This is a genomic window from Nonomuraea maritima, assembly GCF_900100395.1.
In the GTDB taxonomy this organism is placed as follows: Bacteria; Actinomycetota; Actinomycetes; order Streptosporangiales; family Streptosporangiaceae; genus Nonomuraea; species Nonomuraea maritima.
The window spans coordinates 19,093-34,014 of sequence record NZ_FNFB01000046.1 but is presented as its reverse complement, the minus strand read 5'-3'; the positions used below and the strand labels follow the sequence as shown (position 1 = coordinate 34,014).

The following is a 14,922-nucleotide window of genomic DNA, read 5'->3' as shown; positions in this document are numbered from 1 at the left end:
GAGCGTTCGGTCAGTACGGCGGGGCCGGCGTGCGGTGCCCGGCCCGGTGTCCCGCCGCCGTCCGGGACCGGCCCCCAGGCCGCACGCCCGGACGGCGTGCGGGCGAGGGCCGGGGGTACGGCGGCGCGCCGCGCCGCCGCTTGATCTCTACAAAAACAATTCGGCAACTCCAGCGATGTCCAGTTCGTGCTGTCAACTCAGGATCGTGTTACCCGCAGGGAAGTAGATATCTCCCTAGTCTGGAGCTATCACACTCGGTACGGTCCGGACGTGGCAAAGAGCAGAAGAGGGTTCCTGGAGAAATACTGGGGATATTTTGTCCTTGGCGGACTAATCTGGGGATGGTGGGCGGCGGGAGACAACCGGGGAAAGGTTGCTCCTCTTCTGATCGCGGCCTCAATATTGGCCATCTTCTACTTCCTCTTTCGGGTGCCGCGTACATGTGGCGCCAGGAACCGGACAGCGGAGCAACGTTGCCGAAACAACGCCAGCGGCCTTCTCTTCGGATGTAATCAGGTACGCGAGCACAAACGCCAAAACTTCAAGCGGAAGTTAGGCGCTGAACGATGGAGGCAAATCAATCGCGGCCTCTGGGCATCCCCTAAAGACGCCCTCGCCACAATCTCTTGCCTTGGAGCCATAATCTCGGCAGTAGCAGCCATCCTTGAGTTTTTCGTCGCCAAGCCTGTCTGACAGCGCGCGGGTGGTGCTGGCCGCGACCGGCCGGAGAGCCGCAGCGCGGCCAGCGACCGCCCGACGCGCGGCAGGCCGCCGCAGGCGGGCTGCCCTTGAAACCGTGGAGAAAGTTCTCATCCGCAACTGACGTCAAAAGATCGCGCAAGATCGCACGACAGTGTCGTACCTGGGCTGCTGTTTGACATGGCGGCCTCGGTTGATGGCCGAGATGATCAATCCAGAGTCGTGCCGGGGCGCGTCTCATGGCATGACAGGATGCCGCCCGCGATCTCCAACCTCCCGCGCACCCCGTGACGGTTGCGAAAGCATGGAAGGCTATGACGAGTTTCCCGGCGGCTGCGCGCCGAGTACGTGACATTGCTCTGGATCCGCGTGAGCGGCTGCTCGCCTTACGCGAGTGTGTGTTGCGGTTTCCTCCGTATGGGTTCCGAGGGACGTGGCACCACGTCATCCTGGTCGCCCAGGTGCCACAGCGGCTGGAACGGGACCTCGAATCGTTGCGTCGGGCGATCGATGAGATCGAGCCCGCGCGAAGGGTGTGGATGGACCACAGGGCCGCGTACATTGCGCGTCGTCATCGGGAGAAAGCTTCGGGCCGGCGTATGGGGGACTCTGTGGCGCGGGTGTACTCGTGGGCAGGATGGCTTGCCTACTGCCCCGATCCCGAGGTGCATCCCACCGAACGAATGGCCGTCGTGGTCGAACGCCTGCTGGACGCTCATGCCCGTGGCCGAGATTCTGCGACGGCGTGCCTGGTTTGCGGCACCGCGCGCGGCCTCGATCAGATCTGCCCTGGGTGCGGCGTCGATCCGCGCGGACCGGTCACGACCGCGCGGGCGCGCTCACCGTATCGATGGCGCGAAATCTGGCAGAGAACCGCGTTTCTCGAAGGACAAGGCTGAAAGCTCAAAGCAGTTGCACCTTCGGTAGCCCGTCCTGACGGGGCGACAACGCGCTAATCGGCATGAGCGGAAGTGTCGGCCGGGCGACATGATGGCCAGTTTGGGTTGGTCAACCGCATCCTGATCATGTACGGCATAACCCGAGACCAATCCGTCAAGCATCAACCGAGGTCCGCCGGAGATCGCGCGGCAATGGTGCTGCCCCGCTTCAGTTGGAGTCGTCCCTCAGAGTCGGCACAGATCATGAATGGCGAAGCGCAGGTCCATCTCATCGCCGGGCAGCTCAGACCTTCGGCGGCCAGCACATCAGCGGCGACGATCGCGGCATGGGTTCTGCCGGTTTCTACCTTGCTCGGCCGTGGAGTAGCGCGTTCCAGACAGCCCGCCCTCGCGCGTGCTCATGCGGTGCGTCTCTGAGACCGTTTGAGTGGCCGACTCGATGCGTCGCAAAAACGTTTGACCGCCAGCGGCGCAGAGCTCAAAGATGACGTCGGCACAGTGGCAAGTCCAGGTGAGGGTCCTGCAACGCGCACCGATGGAGCCGGACAACCTACGGCGGAGCTGGGGCGAGATCCGGAAGGCGGCCGGACTCGGACCGGTCCGTCTCCACGACCTTCGACACACCTGTGTGAGTCTCCTGCTCGACATGGGCATACCGCCTCATATCGTGCGGGAGCTCGTCGGTCACTCGGACATTGAGGTCACCATGACGATCTACGCTCACGCCTCGCTCGACGAGAAGCGCAAGGCACTGGGCAAGCTCGGAGACGCACTGACGTAGAGGTTCTGCTGCAGCGCCTCAGGCTTACAGCCTTGAGGCGCTGCTGCCGTTCCATGGAGGCACCCATCCGTCGAGTGTTATCCGCACCTGGTGGTTGCGCTCGACATGGTCGGCGACATGACCTTCCACCCGCGCGCCAAGTTGCGGCAGCTCGAAATCCCGAGGCATGCCGACCACCTCCGCCAGGCCCACAGCATCAGGGACGCCGTGCATCCTGACGAAGATGCCGAACGGTTGCCGGCCGATGACCGTCGCGGTGATGCGCTTACCTACCGGGAGCACCTGGCACGTGACGGGCCATGCCTCCTGGATCTTCTCAGCCGCCTCTGGTCCGATGTGCGGCCACACGTATTCGTCCACGCCTTGACCTCACAGATGGCTCACCGTTGGACGGGCGCACTGTCGTCAGCGCTGTCGTCAGAACAACAAAAACGCCCCGGAGCGATCTTCGCTACGGGGCATCTTGGCTGTTCAATGCTGGTGGTCAGGGGCAGGGTCGAACTGCCGACCTTCCGCTTTTCAGGTGTAGCAATCACCCTGCTCGCGTGCTGCGAGCTGGGAGTAGAGGCGTGCGGACGGTGCCGCATGCAGGTCTGTGGTGCTGGACGTTGCCGTCATCGTTGCCGTCAGCCACTTCACTTCACGTGAGCGGGAACTCGGCACCGCCATAGTCCAGACCATCAGCCAGGCTCATGCCCGCTTGTCCCCCGCCCTCCTCGTCGCTAACAACGTCTGGCACGAGACGCTCGCGGGGCCTGCGAGTCCGACGCTGGCCCTGCCTCCCGGTGCGCTGGGGCTGAGGAACGAAGTCCCAGCGCGACGATCGCCCCCAGCCCTGAACGCTGCTCAGCCACAGCATGGCGATCGTAGGGCAGATGGATCTCCCACCTAGACGCCTGAGAGCCTGACAGATGGGCAGTCCTCACAGGCAGGGACGAAACAGCAATGACTAACGAAAACATCGTGTCTCGCTGAACGCTCTGCTCTAAGTTCGTCCTGGCTACCTCTGCCGCATCAGTGACGGCGACAGGAGCATCCGATATCGAAGCGTGATATTGTCGTTATCTTGATTTGTCGAAAATTTGTTTGATTGAGACATAGTCGCAGCAAGGAGGAGCCATGGGGGACCGTAGCGCCATCGAGTGGACTGAGGCGACCTGGAACCCCACCACAGGTTGTGATCGCGTATCGCGAGGATGCGATAACTGCTACGCCATGACTCTTGCCGCTCGACTCAAGGCCATGGGGCAACCGCGCTATCAGCGTGATGGTAATTCCCAGACAAGTGGCCCAGGATTCGGTCTTACCTGCCATCCCGAAGCCCTAACACTTCCACTGTCTTGGAAAAAGCCTCGCCTAGTGTTTGTGAACTCGATGAGCGATCTCTTCCACGCTCAAGTTCCGATCGAGTTTGTTCAGCAAGTCTTCGACGTTATGGCGGCAACCCCACAACATACTTACCAAGTCCTAACAAAACGAGCTAGGCGACTGAAGCGGATCGCATCGCGGCTCTCATGGCCAGAAAATATTTGGATAGGCACGTCCGTAGAAGACGCTGATGTTCTCCACCGCGTAGACGACCTCCGGATGGTGCCCGCAGCGGTGAGATTCCTTTCATGTGAACCATTGCTAGGCCCTCTCAGCAACTTGTCACTTGATGGAATCCATTGGGTGATCGTAGGCGGCGAAAGCGGAAAGAATGCTCGCCCCATGAACGTCGATTGGGTAGAAGAAGTTCGCTTCAAATGCCAGCAGGCGGATGTCCCATTCTTTTTCAAGCAATGGGGAGGGCGGACACCCAAAGCTGGAGGGCGGCAATTGCAGGGCAGGACCTGGGATGGTATGCCGCTAGTGGCATCAATCTAAGGAAAGTCGATAGTTACACCGTCGGCAAACTGTCGTTTGCCAGGTGGGCGATTGACCTTGATCGCGCTGTGTTTCTCCAGTGGTCTCAGAACTGGGCGGACGTGTGTTTCGCGATAGGGCGTCTCCAGGATCGCGTACCACTCGATCTCGGAGACGGGTACGCTACGCGTGCCTGCGAAGTGCTGCAGAATTGCCTCACTCAGAGGGCGGAGATCCGGTTCGGGCGTGAACAGTACATCTTGGCCGGCGAGCCTGTCGGAGAACCGACACCCAGCTCCGGGATCCACTTTCCACATGGCGTCTTTCATGAGCTTAACGCCCAATTGATGACGAGTACCATGGAATAGGTAGTAGCCGATGTTTCCAGTGCTATTCGCCATTGCGAAAGACTGAACAAAGTTGAAGCCGACTTGCTCGCGCAACTGCCGTACGTATACCTCACGCAGATGTTCTACCCGATCGGCATCCACAGAGTAGCCGTTAAGGACATCCCGAACATCCATGCCGAAGAGGCTGCGCATAGCTCTCTCCTGGCCATCGCGCGTGATGAATCTCTGCACATGGCCGACCATGAAATTGACGAAGACCTCCGTACATGGATGGGCCAGGAGGTCGGTCAGCAGATCCATTGGAAGGCCGCTGTAGCCGAATGGATCGACGAAAGCGAACGTTGGGGCTAGGTTTCGCTTCTGCTCGCGCAAGGTATTGATGATACTCTCGGCGCTCTTGTCGAAGCGATCATTTTGGACATGCGTTTTGATGTTATGCGGCCAAGGCGCATATTCGGCTTTCAGTAAGTCGATCTCCTTTTGTAGGTTAACGGCGTTATCGGCATCGGCCTCTATAAAGAGAAAAACGAACTCTCGATCTCGCATGTTTTCGAAGTGGCGATGTTGGATCAGTCGTCGGAGTGCGATAAGGGGGGAGCCTTCACTGCCATCGTTGTATCGTCCGCGGCCCGCGAAGCCGTCTAGGAACAGGATTCGACCGTTCCAACGGGAGAGGATGGGAAACCATCCATCGAGATAACGGCTAAGCATTTGGTGCTTAGCCTTAGTGTGCGGGGGGCAGTCCCACTTCGAAAGGTCGGAGTCCTTCGACACATTACCTCCAACTGGTGAAACTATGCGTACTGTCTCACACTCAGTCAGCGTTGAGTAGCAGCCTGACAACTTTGTCCACTTAGCTCGCATATGTCAAATACGCGCCACAGAGCAGCGTTTCGGACGACCCAATAGTCAGTAACGGATTGGATTTAAGCGCATAGATTGCAATAGGTTCTACGTTCGATTGTTCACGCCGTCTGTTCCGCCGGCCAGGACCGCCCCCTAAGAGGCATGCCCGGACGCTGAGCGGGCGATGGGCCGCGAGACAGCGCCCTAAGCTCCTGTACGTAAACTCGGCAATGCCTTAGAGCCCGCTGATCACTGGTCGGCATGGGGCCGTAGAGGGCTGGTCCGATCTTGTTGATGCGGCCCTGATGAGACTATTGGGACAGTTGGACGCGGAAGCTGTTGACGTTCTCGATTCCGAGGATGGCGGCCAGTTCGGCTCCTTTCCACGCTCGCCAGGGTTGAGCGGCCAGGAGTTGCAGGACCTTGCCGCGCCGATCGGGGCTTGTCAGGCTCGGAAGCGGCGGCGGGTCGCTCCAGCGGCTCGCCGCCGGCTGGCCTGCCAGTTCGCGGGTCAGGCGGCGGGTCATCTGGTGCACGGTGGCCCACCAGATCATGGCTTCGTGGTGGTCGGGCCTGCGTTCATAGATCCGCACCAGGCGGCGGTAGCGGGCCAGCCAGGCGAACGTGCGCTCCACCACCCACCCGCGCGGCAGCACGACGAAGCCGCGCAGGTCGTCGCTGCGCCGGACGATCGTGACGGCCAGGCCGAGGACCTGCCCGGCCCAGGCCTGCAACCGGCCGGCGTAGCCACCGTCGGCCCAGACCAGACAAATCGTGGAGAACTTCTCCCGTAGCAGCGCCAGTGACATCCGGCTTGCAGAGACGCATGCCGACCGTGCTCTAACAGCGGAAACGCAGCTCAGCACACTGATCGCCTTCCCCGCAACTCCCCGCTGTTCCCCCTCGTTTCCCGTCCTATCGGGCACGCGACGGGCACGGCGATATCCTCGCTGGGACGGTCTTCGGCATTGCGCCGCGCCTCCCCGCATGGGTACAGCTTGGTCAGCCAAGCCGTAGGCAATCGGGCACGATGCCGGGGATGCTGGACAGCACCGGAGGCCGTCACTCTGCACGCTGGGAAGCGAGTTGACGCAGGAACCCGCGGATCAAAAGGAGACGCCTCGATCAAGGTCTGTGGCTCTGACCTGGGCGTTCAGTGTCCAGAAACGTCTGCCGAAAACCGCCGCCGTCCGGCTCTTGGCTGTATCGATGGCTGTACCGTCGACCCATTCGACCTCGTTCAGGTCCTGCCCTTTCATCGGGGGCGTGAACGAGAACTGCATGGTGGACGTCTATTTAGCATGATGAGTAAGCGCTGGGTGGTTCTCATCGCCTCCGTCATCGTGCTGGGTCTGGCGGCGCTGTTGTGGCGGTTCACGACCGATGACCAGCGCCAGCTTGATCAGCACGTACGCCAGGCTCTTGATCGCTATGAGCAGGCCTTCACCAGTGACGGCCTCAGCGCCACACCTACACCCCCTCCGAACAGCGGCTACGCTTCCACGCTCGATCTTGTTTTTGTAGAGGGGGTCACTGTCCACCCTGACGGAAGGACACTCACCGCCGAGTTCGTCGGGGCACAGATCACTGGTCCCTGTGGCGCGGATTACACCGCCCGAGCCATCGAATCCGAGCATGCGGCCCTGCTCGTGATAGAGCGGCACCCTCACGAGCGGGGAAGGATCTGCCCAATGGTGGGGTATGGCAGACAGGCAACCGTACGGCTCAGCCGACCCCTGAACGGGCGTGTGGTGTTGGAGGCCACGAGGGGGATGCCGGTCCCGCACCACACGCGGCGACTAGCCACACTCCCCGGTGAACCAGGGTGAGGAACGAACCTGGGTCGTCGATCGCCCCCAAGCACATACGGCGTCCAGCCATGCAGTGGCGATCGTAGGGCTGCGTCTGCGTGACGGCGTGGCAACCGTGGTCGGAGCGTTCGATTAGTACGGCGGGGCCGGCCTCGACTGACTGCGGCTTCATGATCTCCGCCACGCCTGCGCGTCGTACCTCCTGGCGTGCGGTGCATCCCCGCGAACGGTGATGAAGACCCTTGGCCACAGCCAAATCGCACTGACCATGAACACGTACGCTCACGTGCTTCCCGACATCGAACGCGCCGCCGTCGACGCGGTCACCAAGCAGCTCTTCGGATGAGCATGAGCAAGGGCCGGACTCCCATCAGCGGGATTCCGGCCCTCTTAGCTGTAAAAGCTGGCTGTACGACACCGCTCGACAAGATCAAGGAGGGGTGTTTTGGCTGGTAGGGCGCAGGGGCTCGAACCCGGAACCTACGGATTAAAAGATCCGCTTCAAGCCGTTCCGGACCGTCCAATGCTAGGTCAAGACCTATGCGTGGCCCAAGGTGAACGGCCCTGAACGACCTCGTACTGCAACCAGAACTGTAACCACCCTGGCAGGCTCGCTGACCCTTCGTCGGCAACCCTGGAGACGCGCATAAAACACTTGCGCCACCAATTCTTTCCTCTAACACTGTAGTGTGAGACGCCTGGAGGTCATGATGGTTTGCCTATTTTGCAGAAATGATTCGTCGTCTTCCCGTAGCGTGGAACATATAATCCCGCAGTCGCTCGGCAACACTACCTTAATCTTGCCTCCAGGTACTGTTTGCGACCGATGCAATAATTACTTTGCACGGAAACTCGAGAAACCTTTCATGGATCAATCTGACATTATTACCCTTAGGCACCACGAGGCCATCCCAAGCAAAAAAGGCCGTTTTCCATCACTGGACGGACAACTCGACGATGGCACGCCTTTTACATCCTACAGGTATTCGAATTCGTCCCTCAGTGGCCTTATTGATACGTCCCCAGAGGGGGTGGCTAAGATCCTTGCGGGAGAGGTTCGAGGGGCATGGCTACCAGCGCCCCCCGATGCTTGGGAAGAGCCGCAACTTTCCTCCAGGCTTCTAGCTAAGATCGGCCTTGAGGGAATGGCGTCACGCCTGGTCGGACAGGATGAAGGCTTGATGTATCTAGCCCAGGAGCCTCAGTTTGACCCTGTTCGATCATATGCCCGCTATGGAACGGGCCGAGGATGGCCATATCATTGCAGGAGAATATACGACGCAAACAAAAAGTGGATAGAGGCAAACGGCGATGAAGTTCAAAGGATATGGGAATGGGATATCCTGGTTACGGAGTTCGGGGAGTGGTATTCCGTACTGGCGCTGTTCGGATTAGAGCTGACCATAAATATGGGCGAGCGATCGATCGAAGGCTATCTCGATTGGCTTCATCGCCACCAGAATATGAGCCCGCTTTACCCGCAAACGTAGCGTACTCCTCTTACCGAAGCCGTCAGTACACGCATAACGAGTTAGCTTGGACAGGGCCACCGAGCGTGAGCGTAGCAATTGACGGTGATCAACCCGCTTCTTCGGTGAGCCAGGGTGAGGAACGAACCCTGGATCGTCGATCGCCCCCAGCCCCTTACGGTGGCCAGCCATGCAATGGCGATCGTAGGGCTGTATCTGTGCGGCGGTGCGGCAACCCCGGTCGGTGCGTTCTGTTGGTACGGCGGGGCCGGCGTGCGGTGCCCGGCCCGGTGTCCCGCCGCCGTCAGGGACCGGCCCCTAGGCCGCACGCCCGGGCGGCAGGCGGGCGGAGGGCCGGCAGTACGGCGGCGCGGCGCGCCGCCGCTTGATCCTCATGAGAACAATTCGGCAGTGTGATGCGGGTGCATGAAGATCGTGAACAGGAACGGGCGCGTGTGGAGTGGCTCGCTAGCGCCGTATATGAGGCTGACTCTCCGTTGTGATCAGTGAGAGTGGCCGCTGGACGACGCCTCGCGGAGGCCGCGCAGGAGCCTGAGGTGATCGAGGTCCTTCACCGGCTTCTGCTGGATCCCGATGACACAACGGTCACCCAGGAGACCGCTGAAGCTCTCCTGCAGCGGGGGGACGCACAGGGTTTGCGTGTCGTGCTGGCGGCACTTGCCCGCGCGCAGAATCTCGAATCCGCTGATCATCTGGTGGCGGTAATCGCCTGTGATCCTCGCTGGATGACGGAGAGCGGTGCAGGTCAGTTTGTTGAACAGTTGCGGGAGTTGACGTCCGATGAGGATGTCGGTGTACGTAACGAGGCGCAGAACCTCTTGCTCGGCATGGGAAAGACCGTGGAACCGAGCACCTGACGTCTGCGTGCCCAGCCGGAGGCATGCTGGTGCCCGTGCTGATCATGGCGGCCTCGCCGTACTTCGGCGCTGTCTGTGGCCAAGTTCCGTGCGGCTCTGAGCCTGCGTCCGATGTGCGGTGGGCCGGTCGGGCGGGACCGGCCCGAAGAGGCCGCACGCCCGCCCGGTCCGGCCCGACCGCCCGCCGCCATCGGCGGCGGCTTGAAACCGTAGAGAAAGTTCTCATCCGCAACTGGCGTCACATTTTGATCTTGCTGGCGCCTGATGGCGGCATGGGCTCTGCCGGGTTCTACCTTGCTCGGCCATGGAGTAGCTCGTGCCAGACAGCCCCGCCTTCGCGGGTGTTCATGCGGTGCGTCTCTGAGACCGTTTGGGCAGCCGAATCGATGCGGCGAAGGAACAGCTGACCGCCAGCCGTGCAGAGCTCATAGATGACGTCGGCACAGTGGCAGGTCCAGGCGAGGGTCCTGCAACGCCCCTCTCCCCGTGCAGGAAGCCACACCAACTCCCGGAAGCTTGGCTGCACCGGAGCAACATGTGGAGCCAGACAGTCGGTCATGGGACCGGTGCGCTCGACGTCAGGGGCAGCAGCGCCCATACGGTTCGGCCGGCTGCGTCGCCGTATACGCCCCAGCGAACGGTGAGGGTCTCGACCAGGTGCAAGCCTCGTCCCCCGAGGTCCTCGTCCGCGGCCTCACATAGGCGCGGTACGAAGTGGCTGCCTTCGTCGAGGACAGCGACGATCAGAAGCGTGCTGCCAGCGTGGAGTGTGACGCCGAAGTGGCCGCCAGGCAATCCGCTTCGCGTATGGCGGATGGCGTTGGAGGCGAGTTCGCTGACGATCAGTTGGGCGGCGTCGATCTCCGGGCGGTCCCCCAGGTAGGCGCTGACGAATTGGCGGGCCTCGCGAACCTGGTCCCGCGTTCCGGGGAAGTTGCGACACCACTTGTGGATCTCTGTGTGGCCGTTCAGCGCTGGGGACATCTCGTCTCCTCGCGTCCGTGCAGGTCAGAGCGCTACCAATCGCTATCAATACTTAAAGTACTAGTGCTATACTCCAAGTACAAGTGACTTGATGTACTTGCGCCGCACAATAAGTACTGATCGAGTAAAGACAGCGACGGCGGCAGCAGCCCCAGGGAGGGCCTACATGTTCGGACTAATGGTTCGATTCACCTGCAAGGACGAAGAGAGCGCAGCAGCGTTCGACGCCCTCGTCGGTGAAACCATCGAGGCGATCCGCCAGCGAGAGCCGGGAACGATCGTGTACGCCTCACACCGGGTCGACGGCCAGCCGCTCCAACGGATCTTCTACGAGCTGTACCGCGACAGGGACGCCTTCGACGCCCACGAGCAGACCGAGCACACCAAGCGTTTTCTCGCGGCCCGCGACGAGCTGCTGACCTCGGTCGAAGTCGACTGGCTGGAGCTTCAGAGCGGGAAGGGCACGGCGTCGTGAGCATCGAGTACCAGCGGGCGCTCGGACGCCGTATCGCCCAGGAGCGCAAGCGGCGCGGTCTGTCGCAGGCCGAGCTGGCCCGCCTGGTGGACCGGTCGGTGGCGTGGATCTCCCAGGTAGAGCGGGGCGTGCGGAAGGTCGATCGCATGTCCGTACTGGAGAAGGTCGCCGAAACGCTGGACGTGCCGCTGTCGGAGCTGGCCGCCGAAGCACCGGTGGTCGCTGCCGCCAACGAGGAGACGCCCGGTACGGCAGGGCTGCGCCTGGTGCTGTCCGGCGCCCACTCACTGCAGGCAATGTTGCACACGACCCCGGTGCCGGCTACCGACCAGCTCAGCCCCCGCGTCGATCATGCGTGGGAGCTGACGCATGCGAGCCGCTACGTCGAGTTGGCCGAGTTGCTGCGCGGGCTCGTACCGACACTCGAAAACGCGGTCCGCTCCGCCCCCGTCGAGCAGCAAGCGGAACTGTTCGAGCTGCTGGCCGTGAGTTATCAGGCGTGCTCGGCAGCGCTGGCCAAGCTGGGTGAGCCGGAAGCGGCGTGGATCGCTGCCGATCGGGCGATCAGCGCGGCCGAGCGGGCGGGCAACCCCTTGATGATGGCGGCAGGCGCGTTCCGTCTGGGGTTCGTCTTCCTGCAAGCGCGGTACTTCGACCAGGTGGAGGAGGCGGCGCGCACGACTGCTGAGGCGCTGTGGTTCCTGACCGATCAGGGCCACGTCGAAGCGATGTCGCTGTGGGGTGGGCTGACCTTGCAGCGGGCGGTGGCCGCCGCACGGCTCAATCAGGCCGATGTCGCGTACGAGCACCTGTCGCGAGCCCGTGAGATGGCGGCGCGGGTGGGCGAGGGGCGCAACGACTACAACACCGAGTTCGGGCCGGCCAACGTCGCCCTGCACGAGGTGGCGGTGGCGGTGGAGGTCGGCGACGCCGGTCACGCGCTGCGCGTCGGAGCCGCTGTGGACACGTCGTCGCTGTCGGCGGAACGGCGGGCGCGCCTGTTCATCGATCTGGCTCGGGCGCATACTCAGCGCCGCCAGGTAGATGAGGCCGTGGCGCAGCTCCTTGCGGCCGAGACCGTCACGCCCGAGCAGATCCGTAACCACCGGGTCGTCCGACAGCTGGTCTCTGACCTGCTCTCGATGCAGGATCCCGCTCCTGCAGAGCTGCGGGGACTGGCCGATCGGGTGGGCGCGTAGAAAAAGTACGCGAACACGTACTCTAAGTACTAGCAATTACTCTCTGTATCAGGTAGCGTTTGTGCTGTAGCTGGAACTCTCCGTAACCGGATGGTTGCAGCCCAGCACAAACGCTCTTCGCGTTTCAGGGGTGGATCAAGGAGGTCCGCTCAGGAAGGCGGAGAGAGGCCACACATGAAAGTGGCCTGAGCGGAGAGCCGCCCAGGCCGGATGCGTTAGCACCCTAGTTGGCGCTTCGATGCTATCGCGTCCGAGCTGACGGTACGGCCCTCCCTCGTCCTGAAACGCCTGATCAGCAGGCCGACGAGAGGTCAATTCGCCATGCGTACCGTCCCTATCCCTGTGGACACCAGCAAGCTCACCATCACCTGCGTCAAGGCCCCGCGCCCGCGGGTCCTGAACAAGGACACCGGCGAGATCAAGACCGACAAGAACGGCAACACCGTCTACGAAGTCACCGTCTCGGTCGAGGACGAGTTCGGCCGGATCGAACTCGTCAAGATCGGCATCACCGGAGAACCGCCCATCACCGCCGGCAACGCCGTCCACGCGGTCGGCCTGCTCGGCTACGTGTGGGAGATCGCCGGCCGGTGGGGCATCTCCTACCGCGCCACCGCCCTGCTCCCGCAGCAAGAGGCGGCCGCCAGTGTCTGACCACCACCTGTGGACGCTCGCAGCCCTGGCCGCGCTCGCGGCCGGGCTGTGGGCCTGGCACCACTACCATCACCGCTCCTTCTGGCTCGTCATCGGCTACCCGATCACCGCGATCAGCATCCGGGCGTCCTGGCGCAAGGTCGCCCTCGGCTGCGGGCTGACCAAGAAACGGCACCGGCTCTGGTTCACCACCGTTCCCGGCCTGGTCGCCTCCACCGGCGTCGTCCGGGTCCGGCGCAAATGGCAGCGCATCGCCGTGGACACCAAACCGTTCATGTGGCTGCCCCTGCCCACCCGCTACGGGTGGCGGGTCACCCTGCACACCCTGGAAGGACAGATCCCCGCCGACTACGCCGAGGCCGCCGAACGCCTCGCGCACTCCTGGGGCGTGCACGCCGTGCGCGTCTCCTCCGACAAACCAGGACGCGTACGGATCGCCGTCACCCTGCGCGACCCCTTGGTGAAAGTCCACGAGCTTCCGCCGTCCACGGAACTGCTCAAGGTCACCGTGGGGCGGCTGGAGACCGGCAAACCGTGGGACATCGACTTCAAGACGGTGCCGCACTGGATCAACGCCGGAGCGACCCAGTCCGGCAAGTCCAACCTGGCCAACGCGCTCATCGTCGGCCTCGCGCCGCAGCCGGTGGCGCTAGTCGGGTTCGACCTCAAGGGCGGGGTGGAGTTCACCCCGTACGCGCCGAGGTTGTCCGCGCTGGCCACCACCCGCGCCGAGTGCGGCGGCCTGCTGGATGACCTGGTGGCGCTCATGACGGACCGGATGGGCGTGTGCCGGATGGCCGGCGCCCGCAACATCTGGCAACTCCCACCCACCCTGCGCCCCGTGCCCGTCGTCGTCCTGGTCGACGAGCTGGCCGAGCTCTACCTGATGGCCGACAAGAGCGAGAAGGAGGAGGTCTCCAAGACTTCGACCGCGCTGCTGCGGGTGGCGCAGCTCGGACGGGCGTTCGGCATCTACCTGTTCTGCTGCGGCCAGCGCATCGGCTCCGACCTCGGACCCGGCGTCACCGCGCTCCGCTCGCAGTGCTCGGGACGGATCTGCCACCGGGTCAACGATCCAGAGACCGCCACCATGACGCTCGGTGACCTCGACCCGGCCGCGCTCGACTCCGCCCGCGCCATCGCAGCCGAGACGCCAGGCGTCGCCATCGTCGCCAGCCAGGACGGCCAGTGGTATCGGGCCCGCTCCTTCTACGTCAGCGAACAGACCGCCGAACACGCCGCCAAGACCTACGCCGACCTCGCCCCGACGTGGGCGTACGTCATGACCGCTCAACCCATCGAGTCACCGGACCAGCAGACAGCCTGAGCGGCTCGGAGAGGGGTTGACATGCATCGCTTCGCCGCTTGGCTACTCGACACCGGTCCGGTCCTGGTCCTGGCCGTCATCGCGGGCGCGGGCTCGTTCAGCCACATCCGCGAGACCGCCAGCGAACACGGTCAGTCCGGCTGGATGTCCTGGGCCATCGCCATCTGCATCGACCTGACCTGCGTCATGGCCGCCCGCGAACGCCAACGCGACAAGAAGACCGGCCGCACCCGACGCGGCCCCGTCTCCTGGCCCGTCCTCGTCCTGACCGGAGGAATCGCCCTGTCCCTGGCCGCCAACCTCGCCCAAGCCACACCGACCGTCTGGGGATGGATCACCGCGGCCGTCCCGGCCGGCGCCTTCCTCGTCGCGGTCTCCATGCTCGAACGCCGCTCCACCGCCACCCGTACCGACTCACCGCAGGACGTCCCTCAGACGTCCTCACCTTCTGAGCAGACGTCCCAAGCCGTCTCTACCGAGTCCCACAGCGTCCCGCCCACCGAGAGCCGTCGGCACGACACCACTACGCCCAATCCTGCACTGCTCGACTACGCCCGCCGCGTCGCCAGCGAGTACCACGCCAAGCACGGCGAACCGATCACCTCAGAGGCCATACGCACCCGCCTGGGTGTGTCCGACCAACTCGCAGCTGACCTGCTCCAGATCCTGCAGCCCGCTCAAGCGCAGTGAGAGGAACGCCTATGT

Annotated in this window: 16 protein-coding genes and 1 pseudogene; 11 read left to right on the top strand and 6 right to left on the bottom strand. The window is 63.0% G+C overall.

Annotated elements, in window-relative coordinates; genetic code table 11:
- The first annotated feature begins 2,082 nt into the window (after window positions 1–2,082).
- Complete coding sequence (locus BLR04_RS42535) at window positions 2,083–2,379, top strand: tyrosine-type recombinase/integrase (RefSeq protein WP_090773935.1); 297 nt, start codon at window positions 2,083–2,085, stop codon at window positions 2,377–2,379.
- A gap of 24 nt (window positions 2,380–2,403) precedes the next feature.
- Here the strand turns inward: BLR04_RS42535 and BLR04_RS37580 are convergent, their stop codons facing one another.
- A complete protein-coding gene (locus BLR04_RS37580) occupies window positions 2,404–2,739 on the bottom strand; it encodes a hypothetical protein (RefSeq protein WP_090773934.1) in 336 nt (111 codons plus the stop codon).
- A gap of 759 nt (window positions 2,740–3,498) precedes the next feature.
- Here BLR04_RS37580 and BLR04_RS42940 point away from each other — a divergent pair.
- A complete protein-coding gene (locus BLR04_RS42940) occupies window positions 3,499–4,245 on the top strand; it encodes a DUF5131 family protein (RefSeq protein ID WP_090773932.1) in 747 nt (248 codons plus the stop codon).
- On the opposite strand, the gene BLR04_RS37565 is transcribed toward BLR04_RS42940, so the two are convergent.
- The 4 genes from BLR04_RS37565 to BLR04_RS40215 form a co-directional block, all read right to left on the bottom strand.
- Window positions 4,242–5,438: a three-Cys-motif partner protein TcmP gene (locus tag BLR04_RS37565; protein WP_090773931.1), complete on the bottom strand. Its 1,197-nt coding sequence runs from the start codon at window positions 5,436–5,438 to the stop codon at window positions 4,242–4,244. The genes BLR04_RS42940 and BLR04_RS37565 overlap by 4 nt on opposite strands.
- A gap of 293 nt (window positions 5,439–5,731) precedes the next feature.
- Entirely contained in the window at window positions 5,732–6,409 is a 678-nt protein-coding gene (locus BLR04_RS42645) for a transposase (protein ID WP_090773930.1), read from the bottom strand.
- A 117-nt stretch (window positions 6,410–6,526) separates the two neighbouring features.
- The gene (locus tag BLR04_RS41130) at window positions 6,527–6,703 is read right to left on the bottom strand and encodes a hypothetical protein (protein WP_176903506.1); all 177 of its coding nucleotides are present in this window, start codon (window positions 6,701–6,703) and stop codon (window positions 6,527–6,529) included.
- Between the two features lie 9 nt (window positions 6,704–6,712).
- Window positions 6,713–7,057, bottom strand: a complete 345-nt coding sequence (locus BLR04_RS40215) for a hypothetical protein (RefSeq protein WP_143022397.1) — start codon at window positions 7,055–7,057, stop codon at window positions 6,713–6,715.
- 334 nt (window positions 7,058–7,391) lie between these two features.
- On the opposite strand from BLR04_RS40215, the gene BLR04_RS37550 reads away from it, so the two are divergent.
- The 4 genes and pseudogenes from BLR04_RS37550 to BLR04_RS40210 all read left to right on the top strand — a co-directional run bounded on the left by BLR04_RS37550 (window position 7,392) and on the right by BLR04_RS40210 (window position 9,578).
- Window positions 7,392–7,577, top strand: a complete 186-nt coding sequence (locus BLR04_RS37550; protein WP_090773928.1) for a tyrosine-type recombinase/integrase — start codon at window positions 7,392–7,394, stop codon at window positions 7,575–7,577.
- A 361-nt stretch (window positions 7,578–7,938) separates the two neighbouring features.
- Window positions 7,939–8,094: pseudogene (locus tag BLR04_RS42935) on the top strand (HNH endonuclease); the annotation flags it as partial.
- Window positions 8,095–8,097: 3 nt separating this feature from the next.
- Entirely contained in the window at window positions 8,098–8,721 is a 624-nt protein-coding gene (locus BLR04_RS37545) for a hypothetical protein (RefSeq protein ID WP_245740979.1), read from the top strand.
- A 536-nt stretch (window positions 8,722–9,257) separates the two neighbouring features.
- A complete protein-coding gene (locus BLR04_RS40210; RefSeq protein WP_143022395.1) occupies window positions 9,258–9,578 on the top strand; it encodes a hypothetical protein in 321 nt (106 codons plus the stop codon).
- A gap of 555 nt (window positions 9,579–10,133) precedes the next feature.
- On the opposite strand, the gene BLR04_RS37535 is transcribed toward BLR04_RS40210, so the two are convergent.
- Entirely contained in the window at window positions 10,134–10,562 is a 429-nt protein-coding gene (locus tag BLR04_RS37535; RefSeq protein WP_090773925.1) for an ATP-binding protein, read from the bottom strand.
- Window positions 10,563–10,740: 178 nt separating this feature from the next.
- Between BLR04_RS37535 and BLR04_RS37530 the strand changes: the two genes are divergently transcribed.
- From BLR04_RS37530 to BLR04_RS37510, 5 genes are all read left to right on the top strand, one after another.
- Complete coding sequence (locus BLR04_RS37530) at window positions 10,741–11,037, top strand: putative quinol monooxygenase (protein WP_245740978.1); 297 nt, start codon at window positions 10,741–10,743, stop codon at window positions 11,035–11,037.
- Complete coding sequence (locus tag BLR04_RS37525) at window positions 11,034–12,236, top strand: helix-turn-helix domain-containing protein (protein WP_090773923.1); 1,203 nt, start codon at window positions 11,034–11,036, stop codon at window positions 12,234–12,236. Before BLR04_RS37530 ends, BLR04_RS37525 begins: the two co-directional genes overlap by 4 nt.
- A 342-nt stretch (window positions 12,237–12,578) precedes the next feature.
- Window positions 12,579–12,890, top strand: coding sequence for an SCO3933 family regulatory protein (locus BLR04_RS37520; protein ID WP_090773922.1), 312 nt, complete (start codon window positions 12,579–12,581; stop codon window positions 12,888–12,890).
- Window positions 12,883–14,217, top strand: coding sequence for an FtsK/SpoIIIE domain-containing protein (locus BLR04_RS37515; RefSeq protein ID WP_090773921.1), 1,335 nt, complete (start codon window positions 12,883–12,885; stop codon window positions 14,215–14,217). Before BLR04_RS37520 ends, BLR04_RS37515 begins: the two co-directional genes overlap by 8 nt.
- Window positions 14,218–14,238: 21 nt before the next feature.
- Entirely contained in the window at window positions 14,239–14,907 is a 669-nt protein-coding gene (locus BLR04_RS37510) for a DUF2637 domain-containing protein (protein ID WP_090773920.1), read from the top strand.
- Window positions 14,908–14,922 lie beyond the last annotated feature (15 nt).